Origin of the sequence: Desulfosporosinus nitroreducens, from assembly GCF_023897015.1 — a bacterium.
Lineage (GTDB): Bacteria > Bacillota > Desulfitobacteriia > Desulfitobacteriales > Desulfitobacteriaceae > Desulfosporosinus > Desulfosporosinus nitroreducens.
The window spans coordinates 73,731-88,845 of sequence record NZ_JAMHFY010000001.1 but is presented as its reverse complement, the minus strand read 5'-3'; the positions used below and the strand labels follow the sequence as shown (position 1 = coordinate 88,845).

General features: G+C 44.1%; 26 protein-coding genes. All 26 read left to right on the top strand.

The genetic code is table 11. The features are described 5' to 3' along the window. Positions 1-69 precede the first annotated feature (69 nt). The 26 genes from M8E35_RS00675 (at position 70) to recU (ending at position 15,113) form a co-directional block, all read left to right on the top strand. On the top strand, positions 70-984 hold the full coding sequence (locus tag M8E35_RS00675; RefSeq protein WP_252466765.1) for a radical SAM protein: 915 nt from the start codon (positions 70-72) through the stop codon (positions 982-984). Between the two features lie 13 nt (positions 985-997). After that, complete coding sequence (locus tag M8E35_RS00670) at positions 998-1,165, top strand: hypothetical protein (RefSeq protein WP_252466763.1); 168 nt, start codon at positions 998-1,000, stop codon at positions 1,163-1,165. Positions 1,166-1,176: 11 nt separating this feature from the next. Next, the gene (locus tag M8E35_RS00665; RefSeq protein ID WP_252466762.1) at positions 1,177-1,332 is read left to right on the top strand and encodes a hypothetical protein; all 156 of its coding nucleotides are present in this window, start codon (positions 1,177-1,179) and stop codon (positions 1,330-1,332) included. 121 nt (positions 1,333-1,453) lie between these two features. Next, positions 1,454-1,828, top strand: coding sequence for a hypothetical protein (locus M8E35_RS00660; RefSeq protein WP_252466759.1), 375 nt, complete (start codon positions 1,454-1,456; stop codon positions 1,826-1,828). Positions 1,829-1,961: 133 nt separating this feature from the next. After that, a complete protein-coding gene (locus M8E35_RS00655; protein ID WP_252466757.1) occupies positions 1,962-2,162 on the top strand; it encodes a hypothetical protein in 201 nt (66 codons plus the stop codon). After that, positions 2,149-2,577 carry a BC1872 family protein gene (locus M8E35_RS00650; RefSeq protein ID WP_252466755.1) on the top strand — a complete coding sequence of 143 codons (429 nt, stop codon included), beginning with the start codon at positions 2,149-2,151 and terminating at the stop codon, positions 2,575-2,577. Before M8E35_RS00655 ends, M8E35_RS00650 begins: the two co-directional genes overlap by 14 nt. Continuing rightward, positions 2,578-2,766: a hypothetical protein gene (locus M8E35_RS00645; protein WP_252466753.1), complete on the top strand. Its 189-nt coding sequence runs from the start codon at positions 2,578-2,580 to the stop codon at positions 2,764-2,766. 23 nt (positions 2,767-2,789) lie between these two features. Next, positions 2,790-3,026: a hypothetical protein gene (locus tag M8E35_RS00640; protein WP_252466751.1), complete on the top strand. Its 237-nt coding sequence runs from the start codon at positions 2,790-2,792 to the stop codon at positions 3,024-3,026. Further along, complete coding sequence (locus tag M8E35_RS00635; RefSeq protein ID WP_252466750.1) at positions 3,023-4,090, top strand: DNA-methyltransferase; 1,068 nt, start codon at positions 3,023-3,025, stop codon at positions 4,088-4,090. The genes M8E35_RS00640 and M8E35_RS00635 overlap by 4 nt, the downstream gene beginning before the upstream one ends. Then, positions 4,072-4,554 carry a 3D domain-containing protein gene (locus M8E35_RS00630; protein WP_252466749.1) on the top strand — a complete coding sequence of 161 codons (483 nt, stop codon included), beginning with the start codon at positions 4,072-4,074 and terminating at the stop codon, positions 4,552-4,554. The genes M8E35_RS00635 and M8E35_RS00630 overlap by 19 nt, the downstream gene beginning before the upstream one ends. A gap of 18 nt (positions 4,555-4,572) precedes the next feature. Next, positions 4,573-4,944: a hypothetical protein gene (locus M8E35_RS00625; RefSeq protein WP_252466748.1), complete on the top strand. Its 372-nt coding sequence runs from the start codon at positions 4,573-4,575 to the stop codon at positions 4,942-4,944. Then, positions 4,941-5,090 (top strand): DUF6906 family protein, encoded by a 150-nt coding sequence (locus M8E35_RS00620; protein ID WP_252466746.1) that lies wholly within the window; start codon positions 4,941-4,943, stop codon positions 5,088-5,090. Before M8E35_RS00625 ends, M8E35_RS00620 begins: the two co-directional genes overlap by 4 nt. Next, positions 5,087-6,667, top strand: a complete 1,581-nt coding sequence (locus M8E35_RS00615; RefSeq protein ID WP_252466744.1) for a DNA cytosine methyltransferase — start codon at positions 5,087-5,089, stop codon at positions 6,665-6,667. The genes M8E35_RS00620 and M8E35_RS00615 overlap by 4 nt, the downstream gene beginning before the upstream one ends. Positions 6,668-6,683: 16 nt before the next feature. After that, a complete protein-coding gene (locus M8E35_RS00610; protein WP_252466742.1) occupies positions 6,684-7,019 on the top strand; it encodes a sporulation initiation factor Spo0A C-terminal domain-containing protein in 336 nt (111 codons plus the stop codon). Continuing rightward, entirely contained in the window at positions 7,016-7,387 is a 372-nt protein-coding gene (locus tag M8E35_RS00605) for a hypothetical protein (protein WP_252466740.1), read from the top strand. The genes M8E35_RS00610 and M8E35_RS00605 overlap by 4 nt, the downstream gene beginning before the upstream one ends. A 26-nt stretch (positions 7,388-7,413) precedes the next feature. After that, entirely contained in the window at positions 7,414-9,048 is a 1,635-nt protein-coding gene (locus M8E35_RS00600) for an AAA family ATPase (RefSeq protein WP_252466739.1), read from the top strand. Next, a complete protein-coding gene (locus M8E35_RS00595; protein WP_252466737.1) occupies positions 9,048-9,437 on the top strand; it encodes a hypothetical protein in 390 nt (129 codons plus the stop codon). The genes M8E35_RS00600 and M8E35_RS00595 overlap by 1 nt, the downstream gene beginning before the upstream one ends. Next, on the top strand, positions 9,434-9,619 hold the full coding sequence (locus tag M8E35_RS00590) for a hypothetical protein (protein WP_252466735.1): 186 nt from the start codon (positions 9,434-9,436) through the stop codon (positions 9,617-9,619). Before M8E35_RS00595 ends, M8E35_RS00590 begins: the two co-directional genes overlap by 4 nt. Continuing rightward, positions 9,616-10,512 (top strand): hypothetical protein, encoded by an 897-nt coding sequence (locus tag M8E35_RS00585; protein WP_252466733.1) that lies wholly within the window; start codon positions 9,616-9,618, stop codon positions 10,510-10,512. Before M8E35_RS00590 ends, M8E35_RS00585 begins: the two co-directional genes overlap by 4 nt. Continuing rightward, positions 10,512-11,324: a PD-(D/E)XK nuclease-like domain-containing protein gene (locus tag M8E35_RS00580; RefSeq protein WP_309446435.1), complete on the top strand. Its 813-nt coding sequence runs from the start codon at positions 10,512-10,514 to the stop codon at positions 11,322-11,324. Before M8E35_RS00585 ends, M8E35_RS00580 begins: the two co-directional genes overlap by 1 nt. 11 nt (positions 11,325-11,335) lie before the next feature. Further along, positions 11,336-12,412, top strand: coding sequence for a DNA polymerase III subunit beta (dnaN, locus tag M8E35_RS00575; RefSeq protein WP_252466724.1), 1,077 nt, complete (start codon positions 11,336-11,338; stop codon positions 12,410-12,412). A gap of 30 nt (positions 12,413-12,442) precedes the next feature. Continuing rightward, the gene (locus M8E35_RS00570; protein WP_252466723.1) at positions 12,443-13,249 is read left to right on the top strand and encodes a replication protein; all 807 of its coding nucleotides are present in this window, start codon (positions 12,443-12,445) and stop codon (positions 13,247-13,249) included. Between the two features lie 17 nt (positions 13,250-13,266). Continuing rightward, positions 13,267-13,443 carry a hypothetical protein gene (locus M8E35_RS00565; protein ID WP_252466722.1) on the top strand — a complete coding sequence of 59 codons (177 nt, stop codon included), beginning with the start codon at positions 13,267-13,269 and terminating at the stop codon, positions 13,441-13,443. After that, positions 13,437-13,838, top strand: coding sequence for a single-stranded DNA-binding protein (locus tag M8E35_RS00560; RefSeq protein ID WP_252466721.1), 402 nt, complete (start codon positions 13,437-13,439; stop codon positions 13,836-13,838). The genes M8E35_RS00565 and M8E35_RS00560 overlap by 7 nt, the downstream gene beginning before the upstream one ends. 119 nt (positions 13,839-13,957) lie before the next feature. Continuing rightward, complete coding sequence (locus M8E35_RS00555; protein WP_252466719.1) at positions 13,958-14,617, top strand: hypothetical protein; 660 nt, start codon at positions 13,958-13,960, stop codon at positions 14,615-14,617. After that, positions 14,610-15,113 carry a Holliday junction resolvase RecU gene (gene recU, locus M8E35_RS00550; protein WP_252466717.1) on the top strand — a complete coding sequence of 168 codons (504 nt, stop codon included), beginning with the start codon at positions 14,610-14,612 and terminating at the stop codon, positions 15,111-15,113. The genes M8E35_RS00555 and recU overlap by 8 nt, the downstream gene beginning before the upstream one ends. The last annotated feature ends 2 nt before the right edge of the window (positions 15,114-15,115 follow it).

Genomic DNA, 15,115 nt, shown 5'->3' with positions numbered 1-15,115 from the left:
GGCTAGCACACCCGCCGCACCGTTAAGGCGATAGCGTAAAAACGTTAATGAGAGGAGGTGAAAATAGAAATGCGGATCGGATTACATGATGCCGAGAAAGAACATTTTCGAAAAAAGACATTTCCAAACTTTGCATTAATGAAAATTAGCGCATATCACAAAGCGCAAGGTGACTTGGTTGAATGGTGGGACCCAATTGAAAAATATGACCTGATTTATTCAAGCAAAGTTTTTGACTTTACCCCTGAAAATCCATATTTACCAATAACCGCAATTAGGGGAGGAACAGGATATAAAAATATTCCTATGAGTCACAAATTACCTCAAGAAATTGACAACCTCTATCCTGACTACTCTATGTATCCCGAATGTGACTACGCAATTGGTTACTTAACAAGAGGTTGTCCGAATAAATGCTCTTGGTGCTATGTACCGGAAAAAGAGGGGGAAATAAAACCCTACCGTCATTGGCGAGAAGTTATTCGACCTGAATCAAAAAAATTAATCCTAATGGATAACAACATTCTTGCTAGCGAATATGGAATTGGTCAACTCGAAAGAATGACTAGAACCGGATACAAAATTGACCTAAACCAAGGAATGGATGCACGACTGGTAAATGATCAAATAGCCGAAATCCTTGCACGCCTGAAATGGATTCGCTTTATAAGATTCTCTTGTGACCAAACTTCACAAATTCCGGCAATCCTAAATGCTGCAGAATTGCTTTTAAAATACGGCGTTCGTCCATATAGGTTATTTATTTACCTGCTAGTCAAAAGGGAAATTAATGACGCGGCTTTCCGAGTTGAAAAACTAAAGCATCTTAAGGCGATCAATCTTTATGCTCAACCCGAAAGAAACGAACGAAAGGGTATTATTCCAGATTCTATGCAAATGGAATTCGCGCAAAGGTATGTCTATGGCGGATGTTATCGGAAGGAAACTTGGGAAGAGTACGCAGCTAGGAAAAATTTATTTTAGGGAGCTGAAACCCATGAAACCAAGCCTAGCAGAACTAATGCTCATGAACAACCTAGTCGAACCAGAAAGATCGACAGAGTACGACGATCACGTTAAGTATCGCGGTCTAACAGGCAAAGCCTGGTCCAAGCGCAAGTCTCGGAGCAAGATCGCGAAACAGTCCCGGAAGCGGAATAGGTAAGGGGGGAGAAAATGGCTAATACAAATTTATTTCAAAAAGGCGATTATGTGACCACTAAATACGGACAAGGAATAGTGATTAAGAATTGTGCAAAATTTGAATTTTGGGAAGTGAACATATCTGAGGTAGGAATTAAAGAGATTCACTATAAGGAAATTAATCTATAAGGATGTGAACACCCACGAAACACGTAAATGCCCCAAATGTAACAGGTCGGCGTACTCGTCGACATTCCGCGAGGACTGGGAGTGCCCGTATTGCGGGGAAAAAGTGAAAGGAGATGTAAGGATGGCAATTCTTGAGGTGAAAGTCGACGTCGAAAATCTTGAAAAGGTTAAAGCTATCGTAACGGACGCAAAAAATGAAAATCTCAGATTAAAACTCCAACTTGGAAAGGTCCTTGAAGCAATATCCCTAGGGAATACGTGTCCGAATTCTGTTGACTTGCCAATCGCTGAAGATACAGATTGCGGAGAAAGTTGTGCTATCTGCTGGCGTAAAGCCTTGGAACATGTTGTTGTGGATGATGATGTGATCTTGGATCAACTCTCCTCTCCCGAAATCGCCACCATGCACCAAGACGGAACGCTCTGTGAGCAGTGTGGTGAGGTTATCGGGGAGCCGGTTGGTGAGCCGAGGTTGTGTAAGGGGTGCGAGGGATGATAAAGGAGTGCTCCAACTGTCATTATATGTGGAGAAAGGAAACCGCCGAACCTTGTTGTTATTGCGATAAAGACTTCTCCAGATTCACACCTAGTATTCATCTACTTGTTGATAGCGATAAGGAGGTTGCACCTTGAAAGACGGACTCGTTCTCCTCTACGTCAAGGACGATGCAATACTGCCGGTAGCCCTGACGGAAGAGCAGAATCAGACCTTTGAAATACTTATGGGCGCTATGCCGGGGACAATCAGAGTCGTGAATAACCCCCAAGGTTCGGCAATCAATCTCATGGATCAGCTGAGAGGGAAGGAGGTTGCGCATGACAAAGGCTGAGATCTTAGCCATGAAGCCAGGGCCAGAGTTAGATGAGTTAGTTGGCAAGTTAATGGGCGCTACTCCGGTAGTCAAGTGGTACGCCATGAACAAAAATGAAACTGCCTATTTTATGGATTTTGAATGTCGTCGTTTGGCCCAAGATTGGCACGTCAAAATAACTGGAGAATACAAAAATCATCGATATTCATCAGACGGAGGGCATATCGTTCGCAAGGAATTTTATCGCCAGTACTCAGCCGACATATCAGCAGCGATGGAAATACTGGAGAGTAGCGGAGATCAGTTCTTTTTAAGGAAAACTCCTAGCGGAAAGTATGCAGCTGGTTTTTTGAATATATCCAGCATGGGAGATACCGCGCCAGAAGCCATCTGTAAGGCCGCACTCTTAGCCAAGATGGAGGTGACAACCTAAATGCAAGCAAACGAAAAACTCCGCCCAGCAGTGCAATGCCAAACGGAGCAAGGAAAAATTCAATCTAGAGTTATTATACCACGCGACAACGATTTTAGACCAGTCTACCTGTGGGGATTTATTGGTAGCGTTAAGGAGTTCAGGCAATTACTCAAAGCACAACTGATATTACTTAATGCCGAGTGGTAGCTCCCGCGAAAGGAGTGGTGACGATGAAAAAGTTAACCCCAACCTGCTTATGCGGTTATCCAATGATGTTCAAGCCCGGCCAAACACGGACATTTTGCAAAAACCCAGGATGCAGTGTTGTGCAGGAAAAAGTCGAAGGCGGATATTGGGCTACCGGGTGGACGAGAAGCGTGTTTACCCCGATTTTAGCAAAGCCGCCTAAGCTTAACCACTATCAGAAGTACATGCGCTGGAGAAACAGCAACGGTAAGCGCCGATGAACACTTTTTACACCGGCGATGTTATTAAAATACTCGAGCTGTTATCGAGCGAGTCAATCAACTGTTGCGTGACATCTTCGCCTTATTACGGTCTTCGCGATTACGGTTTACCACCTACAAGTTGGCCGGAAGTTGAGTATATACCAATGTCCGGATTACCAACAATCAAAGTTCCTGCATGGATTGGATGCTTAGGCTTAGAACCAAGTCCCGAATTATTCATCGCTCACCTAGTTTTTGTTTTCCGTGAAGTGCGAAGGGCTTTGAGGAGCAATGGAACATTGTGGCTTAACCTCGGAGATAGCTACACAGGAAGCTGTAAGGGGGCGTGGGATAATCCAAGCGACAAAGTTAAAGAATCGTACACTCCCAAGAGTAGCGATTATAAGCACTTGGAGAAGAATCCACTGGGACTTAAGCCTAAAAATTTAGTCGGTATACCTTGGAGAGTAGCCTTTGCACTTCAGGCAGACGGATGGTACTTACGCTCAGACATCGTATGGAACAAGCCAAATGCAATGCCGTCAAGTGTTAAAGATAGGCCGACCAGATCGCATGAATATATTTTTCTACTTAGTAAGAGCTCGAGGTATTACTACGATACTGATGCCATAAAGGAGCCTGCAAAAGAATGGACTGGACAAGCTGCTGTCTTCGAAAGGTCAGGACCGGTATCAAATCACATTATCCCCGGTCAATCTGTTGCGCAGCACCGTAAAAGCAGAAGTGGAAATATCGAGAGAAAACTAGGATCAGCTCGAGGCAGACCTGATTCGCACATTGGCGGATCAATTCCATGGGAAGGAAACACAAGAAACAAGCGATCAGTCTGGACTGTAGCAACTAAGCCATTTAAGGGAGCACATTTTGCAGTATTTCCTCCCGATTTAGTAAGGCCATGTATCTTAGCCGGGTGCCCTGTTGGGGGAACTGTCATGGATCCATTCGGAGGCAGCGGAACCGTTGCAATGGTGGCCTCTGAATTAGGAATGGACAGCATCTATATCGATTTAAACCCCGAATACACGGAAATAGCCAAAGAGCGATGCGGACTAGCATTTTAGCTCAAAAGGAGTTGTCAAAAGTTCTAAGGATTTTAATTATTGCATTGATCTTAGCACTATCTAGCGCACCAATCCAAGTGAAGCAGGAGCCATCACACGTCGTTGCGATTGACCTTAAGTCGTTGGTTCCAAGGCCTGTCGTGGCTAGGAAACAGGTTAGCCGGAGTAGTCAGCAGATCGAGCGTAGGGCGATGACCATTACGGCTTACACCAAGGACGATGAGGGCATGAATGGCCGAGGAATTACAACCAGCGGCGAGAGAGTCCGGCAAGGGCTGACGATAGCGGCTCCTGAGAGAATTCCCTTTGGGACGGAGATTCATATACCCGTACTTGGGACGTTCGTCGTTAGTGATCGTGGTGGCGCAATTAAGGGCAATCGATTGGATCTCTACATGGAGAGGCGTGAGGATGCGCTGAGGTTTGGGGTGCAGAGATTAGAGGTTTTTATTAAATATCCGTGAGAGGATGGATGTTGAAAAATGATAAGTGATATTGAACAACGGATTAAAGATTACTGGAAAGGAACGCCTGCGATTGTAATAGTCAAGGAGATCAAGCGCAGGACTGAACTTCCTAAATGGGAAGATTGCCCGAAAGATCACATCTATGTCGGAGTTTCGAGGTTGAAGCGTGGGGATAAAATCACGGTTGTTAGGCACAAGATCGAAATGTCGTGTACTGCTAAGAAAACACGCACAGAAGATCTTTCTGAAAAAGATATGTACTTCACTGGGGCTGTGCCACCGTATAAAGATATGACTTGTAAGCAATGTGGGGAATTTAGTACGCGCATCAATATCGGGAATATCTGCCAAGATTGCACCGATAAAAACAAGGTGACCGCATCATGAAAAACCCCAAGCGGCCTACCCGCAAGCAAAAAGAAAAAATGAAGTGCCTGCCAGCGCCTAAGAATTGGCTCGTGGTTAGCGATAACCAAGGACGGCTTAAGGTGATACATCGGATTACGAGTGAGATTAGGGAGTTGGGGGCATGACGAGAGAGATTATTGTGGACAATTTTGCGGGTGGAGGCGGAGCAAGCACAGGAATAGCCTTAGCCATCGGACGCTCAGTCGATATCGCCATCAACCACGATCCCGAAGCTATCGCCATGCACAAGGTCAATCATCCAGACACAGATCACTATTGCGAGTCAGTATGGGAAGTTGATCCGAGGAAGGCGGCGAACGGTCGGCCCGTTGGCTTAGTTTGGTTAAGCCCTGATTGCAAACATTTTAGCAAGGCGAAAGGTGGAAAGCCAGTAGCTAAAAATATTCGCGGTTTGGCTTGGGTAGCAGTACGTTGGGCGGCCACAGTCAGACCAAGGGTGATTATGCTGGAGAACGTGGAAGAGTTTAAGACATGGGGCCCTCTACTTAAAAACGGAATGCCGGACACTAAACAGAAAGGCCGGACGTTCAATGCATTTGTTAATGCGCTCAAGCGCCAAGGGTATCAAGTCCAGTACAGAGAGTTAAGGGCTTGTGATTATGGGGCTCCAACCATCCGGAAGAGGTTTTTCTTGATTGCTAGGTGTGATGGATTGCCGATCACTTGGCCTAAGCCTACGCACGGTGATCCTTCGGGCCACGAGGTAAAGGCAGGAATATTGAAGCCGTGGCGAACGGCCGCTGAGATTGTTGATTGGACAAAGCCCTGCCCATCCATCTTCGATACAACCAAAGAAATAAAAGATAAATATGGCGTTAAGGCTGTTAGACCTCTGGCAGACAACACAATGAAAAGGATTGCCAAGGGCACAGATAAGTTTGTGATCAATAATCCCCAACCTTTTATTATGAGCATAGGACAGACAGGCTTTACCGATGACAGGGTAAGGAGCATACACCAACCTTTGAACACGATAGTTACAAAAGCTGAAGCCTGCTTAATAACGCCTACGCTAATGCAATACCACAGCTACGAAAGTGATGGAGTTAGAGGACAAACAATTGACAGGCCGATATTAACGATTGATACAAACCCAAGATACGCGCTAACGGCGGTTTTTGTCTCAAAGTATTACGGCACAGGCGAAGGTAGTAACCTGAAGGACCCATTGCATACGGTAACGACAAAAGATCGAAACGCGTTAATTGAAACGCACCTTTGCATACTACGCAACCACATGGATTGCAAGGAGCTAAAGGAGCCTTTACCCACAATAACGACAAGTCCTGGTCATTTTGCGGAAATTAAAACAGTATTGACAAAGATTGATAGTGATCAAGACTTGGGACGTTGGCCGGAAGTCAGGGAAATGTTGAACAAATACTGCGGTTATAACATTGCTAGCGATGAAATCTTGTTATTGAAAATCAATGGAGAATTATATTTTATATCAGATATCGGCATGAGGATGCTGGAACCAAGAGAGCTGTTCAATGCTCAAAGTTTCTCACCTGACTACATCATTGATCGAGATATTAACGGCAAGAAGCTTTCTAAGGCAACACAGGTTGCAAAGTGCGGAAACTCAGTTCCTCCAGTATGGCCTGATGCACTTGTCAGGGCTAATTTGCCCGAGTTATGTGGCGATATCGCGCCAAGTCAAATGGAGATATTCAACTAAGAAAGGAGTGATCCCCTTGGATAAATTCGACCTAGAAGTCCATAACGCCCTCCAAGAACTCAGAATCCCAGCCCACTTAAAGGGTTATGAATTAATTAAGTCCGCGATGAAGATAATCCGTGACGATCCGAACGCCATTTACTCTATCGGTAAAATTTACGAGGCCGTTGCTCAAGAATATGGCACTACGCACAAAGCCGTATCGTCTGGAATTAGGAATGCCTTGCAAAGCGCCAAGTCTGATTACCACGATCAAAAGAGGATCTTAGGCACGAATCGGGAGTTGTGCAACGCTGAGTTTCTAGCCACATTGGCTGAGGTTGTGCGGTTGAAGTTGGTTGGTGCGGCATGAAGAAACTAACACCCTCTCAACTCTCAGATGTTCAAAACCTCATGGATGATCCCTTAATATCACAAGCCAGTGTTGACTTCCATAGCAATGGTCTGATGCGCGTGACGATTATTTCTAAGCCTGATGTTGAGCTATTTGGGATAGATACCTTTCTGCGGAAAGTATTCCCGGGGATGGAGTATCGCGGGGCTCCGGCCATCGATGATGATAGTGAGCTTCATTTTATCGACTACAACGGCGAAACGCTTATAAATTTGCTCATGAAAAAAGCTCCCGCGCCAACGGAAGCTGAAAAGGAAAATTCTCACCTAGATTGTACCATAGAACATCCGGAAGTTGAATCATTGAAGGAACTGTGTGAGTTCTAAGATTTTAAAGAAATGAGGGTTTAATTATGTGGGTAAGACACATTAGTGCATCTAATTTTCTCGGGATTACTGAAATATCTAAGGATCTCGGTAAGGTCAACCGTCTAACCGGTCGCAAAGGTTCTGGCAAGAGTAGCTTTGTGGAATCCCTCCAAAAGGGATTTACGAACAAATCGGAACGAACAGAAATTGTCCGCCATGGTGAAGATGAAGCCACGATATTCATTCAAACTGACACTGGACTTGAGATTGATCGCAAGATTCGGAATGGCAAAGCAGATTACCTAAAGGTCAAGCAACCCGGCGAAGCTGTCCCATCGTCTGAAGCATTTCTCAGGAAGTTTATCAATGGCGATATCTTTAAGCCTTTGGAATTCGTTGATAAATCCCCAACCGAGCAAGCGAAAATCATCCTCAATCTTCTGGAAATACCATGGACTATGGATAACATTACAAACTGGTTTGGCGAGATCCCAGAGGGCGTGAATTATGAAGCTCATATCCTCCAAATCCTCGGTCAGATCGTGGCTCATTACTATGAAGAAAGAGCTGCCATTAATCAAGAGATCGTTGTTCTCAAGGCTCAAATCAAAGGCTACAAGGATCAACTTCCACCCAACTATGACGGGGAAGAATGGCGATTAAAGAAAGTCTCTGAGTACTACGGAAAGGTCGCTGAGGCTGAGGAAGTTAATAAGCGGATAGATAGTGCCAAGAACATCATTGAGGGACTAGAAAGCCGAATTGCAACGATTAGGGCTGAGGCTGAAACAGAGAAGCAAGCAAAGCGAAATCAGATGGACCAAAAGCGGAATGAGATTAAGGAGTTCAAGCAGTTTCTTGAAAATAAAATCGTAGAATCTCAAACTGTTATTTCCCAAGCAGATACCAAAATTAAGCAATCTGAAAACGAACTTGACCTAGAACTTGAACGTAAATTACAACAATTGAAGGATGAATATGCCATTAAAAAGCAAGTTGCCAAAAGTTTAGTGAATGACGAAATTAAGATTACAGAACAAAGAATTGTCAATTATGAGCAATCCATTGCAACAAAAGATCAGGAATTCTCCAGCATTGACGAGCTCGAAGAGCAATCCCTATTGGCCATTAGTGAAAAAGCGGACGAGAAGATAAAAACTGAGGATGCCAAGGTGGGAAGTGCTCGACAAATCCTCACCGAGACAGTTCCGGTTGAAGTTGAACCCCTGCGCTTGGCGGCTGATCAAGTGGCTCACATGCAAAGCTTCCTCCGTGATTATGACCTCATGGCAACTATGATCAGGGAGAAGTTAGCACCAAAAGAAGAACTCAGCAAAACCCTTACTCAGAGAATTGAGAAGGGGCGCGAATTACCTATGGAACTCTTGAAGATTGCAGCGTTGCCGATCCCTGGGATCACGGTGGATTCGGACGGATTGATTCGGATTGGGCAGACGCTGATCGATGGGCTCAGTGATGGAGAGAAACTTGAATTAGCTTTTAGGGTCGCGAAGGCTCAAGCCGGTGAATTGAAGCTTATATGCCTCGATGGGTGGAACAAGATTAATCCTAGTGACCGCGAGTGGATCGAGAAGGAGATTAACGAGGACGAGTATCAGTATGTAATTTTAGAAACTACCGAAGGTGATCTGAATGTGAAGATCGAGGGTGAGATTTAATGACTGGAGTTATCCCGTGGGAAGAACCTTTGCCTGATCAGGAATCTTACACAACAGAGCAAGCTTCTGAGCACGCTAAAAAATGGTGTTCCCAACACAAAGGATGGAAGCGCATATGCGACATAGAGGACAGTGATGCACTTTATAAAACTTGGGACGAGCTACCAGTTAAAGTGCGGAAAGAATGGGAAAGTCACTACGGTTACAGCGCAGAAAACGCATGGCTTGAATTCGGAAGAAAACCATGCAAGGTCCCTAAAGGATTCATTACGGGCAAGGGTGAGTTTTACGAAAATGTTCTGGATGTTCCACCATGGCACAACTTAATGATGGTATTCCAAACCAGCAAACTTAAAAGCGTTAAGAAATTTGAGGGGGAAACCAAATGACTAACGAATGCACATGCCACATAAACCCTCCGTGTTCCTACTGCTTGGAAAAGTTAGAATGCAGAGGTTGTGGCGATTTAGTCCATCCAGACGATGCTGATTATATTCAGGATGATTGCCAAGAAGTTGGTCCATTTTGCGAAAAATGTATAGATAAAATTTGTGGAGGTAACGAGAAATGAACAACGAATTTGAATTAGCCTTACAAAAATCTAGCACACAGAACCAAAGTACAGCCGTTCAAACTACAATCGGTAGACATACCCAAGATATACAAGGCCTTGTGTTTATGGCCAAGCAATACCCGCGCAACCAGTTTGACTCTTGGAAGAGAATAAAGGAAGCGTGCTCACGGAAATCATTGGCCGAAGTTGCGTCATATACTTATCCTCGCGGCAAGGAGAAAATAACAGGCCCATCTATCAGATTGGCTGAGGTGCTTGCTCAAAACTGGGGGAACATGTCAACTGGAGTGGTTGAGCTCGAGCAGAAGAACGGCGAATCAACTTGCATGGCTTTCGCTTGGGACTTAGAAACAAACTTCAGGGATGAAAAGATTTTTACCGTAAAGCATGAACGTTGGACAAAAAACTATGGAGCCAAGAAACTTGAGGATCCTCGCGACATTTATGAGCATATCGCAAACATGGGAGCCCGTAGGCAGAGAGCTTGTATTCTGGCCGTTATTCCTAAAGATGTCGTTGATTCTGCAGTCGAGGAATGCGATAAGACATTGGCTGGAATTAACTCAGATCCAATCGTTGACCGCATAAAGAAAATGCTTGAGAGGTTTACAACATATGGTGTTACTCGCGAAATGCTCGAAAAACGTGTTGGTTGTAAGTCCGAAGCATTTACCGAGAAAGACCTCGTAGGATTATTTAAAATTTACAACAGTCTCAAGGATGGCATGGGAGCCAAGGAGGATTATTTCGAGGTAGAAAAACCACCAACGACAGAAAGTAAGGTCGAGGCCGAATTCAAGGCAGAGCAGGAGCGCAAGGCTAAAGAAGAATTCGACCGCCAAGAAAGTCTTAAGCTAGACGCTGAACTTGCTGAGAAAGAAGGTAAGTGATGTTCCCTTTAACTAAAGATAATTATCATAGTACCTTGGCAAACACTTGTTATATGTCGAGAGGCCAATATAAAAATTTTCTTGATTGCGAAGCCAGCGTAATGGCAAGTTTGAACGGGCAATGGGTGGAACCTTCATCCATTGCCCTGGAGGTAGGGCAGTATGTGCATTCGTGGAATGACGGAACACGACGAGAGTTTATAGCTAATCACAGTAACATGTTTACTCAAAAGCTAACCCTAAAAAAAGAATATCAAGACGCTGACAAAATGATTGAAACCCTAGAACGAGATCCCTTCGCCATGTATTGCCTCGAAGGACAAAAAGAGGTCATTGTGACGGCGTTTATGTTCGGCGCATGGTGGAAGGTTATGTTGGACGTCCAGAACAACGAGAGACGTAGAATAGTTGATCTCAAGACAACTAGAAGCGTCACTGAACATGTTTGGATAGTCGTGGAGGATGAGTTTGGTAAAAAAGTTAACAGAAAGGTGTCGTTTGTCGAGGCTTATCAATATCCCCTCCAAAATGCTATTTACTCAGAGGTTGAACGGATCGCGATGGGCAGGGATGAAGGAGATTGGTCGGAGTTTTTAATTGTGGCGGTCAGTAAGGAGAAATCACCCGACAAGGCGATCATTAACATGACTGATCCTGAGAGATTGGTTAAGGAGTTGGCGGAGGTTGAGGCTAATATGCCGAGGATAATTGCAGTTAAATCAGGGCTGGAAGAACCAAGGCGCTGTGAGTGCTGCGATTATTGTAGGGCTACAAAAGTACTGACTAAGGTTGTTAAGTATACGGAGTTGTAAGGAGTGAGAGTATGAAATTCACCATCGATAAATCAATCCTATTCAAGGCAGTCAATAAAGTCCAAAAAGCAACCGACCAAAGATCTTCTCTCCCGTTTCTTCGCGGAATCCTAATAGAGGCCGAGAGGGATTATTTAAAGCTAACCGCTACAGATTTATCACTGACAATTCAGTGCATTATCCAAGGGGTAGATATCCAGGAGATAGGACGAGTCTTGATATCAGCTAAGTTTTTCAACGATCTACTCAAAAAGCTGTCTGGAGAAATAGCTATCGAAACGAACGGCGATAAATTAAAGCTCACCTGCGGAGAATTGAGCGCCAATCTAAATGTTTTGGATTCTGAGGATTTTCCTGCAATTCCCGCGATCTTGAACCCTAAAGAGCTACGTTTACCGACAAAAGCATTGAAAACTGCATTAAATAAGACAATTCATTGCACTTCGTCTGACGACATTAGACCTGTTTTTTCTGGAGTTTTATTTAAAGCCAAAGAAAACTTAATTAACTTTGTGGCAACCGATACCCATCGTATGGCTGTGTTAAGTCGCCATATCGAAGAAAGTGTAGAAGTTAATGCAATTGTTCCGAGTAAGGCCACCAAGGCGATGTCCAGTATTTTTGATGATGAGGTCGTAAGAATGCAATTCGGAGAGGAGTTTGCCGTCTTCAGCTGCAGTGAAATAAAGGTTATAACAAAACTGATCGAAGGCCAATTCCCGAACTACAAAGCGGTTATTCCCAGTGATCCAATTGCTAAATTTTCAGTCGATAAAATGATTCTGCGAAACGCAATTGATCGGGCCAGTATATTCTGTGAAAAGCATTATAGGATCGTAAAAATGGCTGGCGGGGAGAGTCTTTCCGTATCAGGATCTTCATCCTTGTTTGGCGAGGTCAAGGAAACAATCAAGGTTGAGCATGAAGGCGAAGCAGTGAAGATTGCTTTTAATTCTGAGTTTTTACTTCAGGCCATAAATGCAACGAGCGAAGAAAGGTTAGTGTTTAAATATTCCGGATCGAATGGCCCAATGACTATTTGCGAAGATGGATATACACAGTTAATTCTTCCCGTGAGGACTGAGTAGTAAAGACCAAGCAACGGAGTAGGTGGAGAAGTGGCTGACGTTCAAATTGATTCAGGGGAGTTTACAAGGATTGCAAATATCCTGCTGGAGAAAACAGCGCAACTCCACCTGAACGGGACACAATATTCAATCATTCTGACTGTGTGGCGATTTACTTACGGATTTCAAAGGCGAGAGCACGAACTTTCGATTACTTTCATTGCTAATGCCACAGGAACCGTCGGAAGAGTAATTAAGAGAGAGTTAAAATCTCTTATTGATCGAAACATCCTTTTAGTCACAAAAGGAAGCACGAAGTCTGAATCTCGAACTTTGAAATTTAATAAGGATTTCGAGACATGGATTGAGGGGACTAAAAAGTCCCCTGCTGAGGAGGGGACTAATCAGTCACCAGGGGACCAATTGGTACCCTGGCAGGGCACTAAAAAGTCCCCTGAGGAGGGGACTAAAAAGACCCCTAACAAAGAAAGTAAAGAAAACTATAAAGAAAGTATATATATAGTCTTTTCGCATTGGAATTCCAAAAAAATAATCACGCATAAATCTCTCAACGACAAAACGTATGGACACATAAATGCAAGGTTCGAGGAAGGGTTTTCACTTGAGGAAATTCTAACAGCGATTGACAATTATAAAATCATTCTTAGTGATAATGAACTTTACTTTTGGAGTTACAAGTGGGGGTTGGGTGATTTCATGGTTAGAGGCCTGGACAAGTTCAAGACTGAGAGTGATCCGTTTTCGAATTACAAGAAAAAGGATAAGCCACCTCCGAAGGGACCAACCGACAATCTTGGTAAATCACAAAAAGGTAAGTACGATGGATTTTATTTGTGAGGAGGACAAGTCTTGCTATGAAAATTGACAAAGAAAGAGCGACAAACCTCTGGGAAGGCGGCCTTCTTGACACAGAGATAGCGGAAATTATGAATTGCACGAAGGCTGCTGTGTGTATCTGGAGGAAGAAAAACGACTTGCCGCATAATAGATGGCTAGTAAATGGGAAAAGCGAGGGTAATAAGAAATGTTAAATAGAGTTGTTTTGATTGGACGCCTCACAAAAGACAGTGAGCTCACTTACACGCCAACAGGAATAGCCGTCTGTAAGTTTACATTGGCAGTCGAACGTAATTATAAAAACGCTCAGGGAGAGCGTGAGGTTGATTATATAAATGTTGTGGTTTATCGGCAGCTTGCAGAGTTGTGTGCAAATTACCTAGCGAAAGGCAAAATGGCAGCTGTAGACGGTCGGATGCAGGTTAAGTCATACACTGGGCAGGATGGGCAAAAGCGATGGGTTACTGAGGTTATTGCCGAGAATGTAAGGTTCTTGAGCCCGAAAGATGGAGGATCGTCTGAATCGACGAATAGTTCATCTAGTTCGTTTGGACACGAAGTGAATTTGGACGATGATATACCTTTTTAGAACATTCTGAATATGGAGTGTGGACAATGAAATATTTCATAACCTATCTCGCTATCCTAACCTTTTGCCTAATATGGAATTATGGTGCCCACAGAAATGATGGGGAGGAGTGATGATTAGTGCCTAAAGAAAAACCGATCCCTCTTACAACTCAAGAAGTTCAGGATATTTTAGCAGGACGAAAGACGATGAAGAGGTTAGCCATAAAGCCTCAACCGGATCATTGCCATAGGGATATTGCGGGCAAAGAGAATCCTTACAACGCCGATGATTGGAATAGATTATTGCCGCAAATCGGAGAAAAGGAAATTAAGTGCCCTTGGCAAGTCGGCGACATCCTTTGGGTGAGGGAAACGTGGAAATATTACGAAAAAGCAGTTGGCAAAGGTGAGAGTTTTCGAGTTAAGCAATTTCCGGCATACAAAGCCGATGGAGATAACAACTATATACAGAAATCATGCGAATGGTACGAGGGGAAATGGAAACCATCAATCCATATGCCGCGCTCAGCAGCTAGATTATTCCTCAAAGTCAAAAGCATCCGAGTTGAGAGATTACAGGATATAACCGCTGAGGATACCCAAACAGAAGGAATAAAGCTTAATTGCAAACACGATGATTATGTTTGTTCTGCGCATCCTTGTGATTTTAAGACAACCATAGCTTGTAAGGATTATTTTAAAAATCTATGGAATAGCATCAACTCAAAACGCGGTTATGGATGGGATATCAATCCTTGGGTATGGGTGATTGAGTTCGAGAGAGTGCAACATGGCTAACCACGCAAACCTCGGCAAATCCCTAGAAACCCTCATCGAACACGCCAATAAACAATACAGAGCCAAAGGTCTAGCCCTTGTGCAAAAAGTGGCCACACCATGGCAGGTCATCCGAAAAGGGAAGCAGATCGTTTCTGCCTTCCCTGAAGAAAAAAGCACGGTAGACTTTATCGGCGTAGCTGGAGATAAGGCAATCGCCTTCGACGCGAAGCAATGCCACGACAAAACGAGGTTCCCGCTGTCAAACATCGAGCCGCATCAAATGGATTTCCTCGGGAGTTGGCAGGAGCAAGGCGGGACAGCGTTCTTCATCATCGAGATGACGGTGTTAAAAAAGATCTACCGGCTTGAATTGGCCGATGTGCATATGTACTGGTTGAAGTCGCTGAACGATGGTCGAAAGAGCATACCGGTTAAGGATTTCGAGAGGTTTCTGGAGGTTAAGCAATCCGGTGGGATTGTGTTGGATTATTTGAATTTAATGGGGAGGAAGTAAGG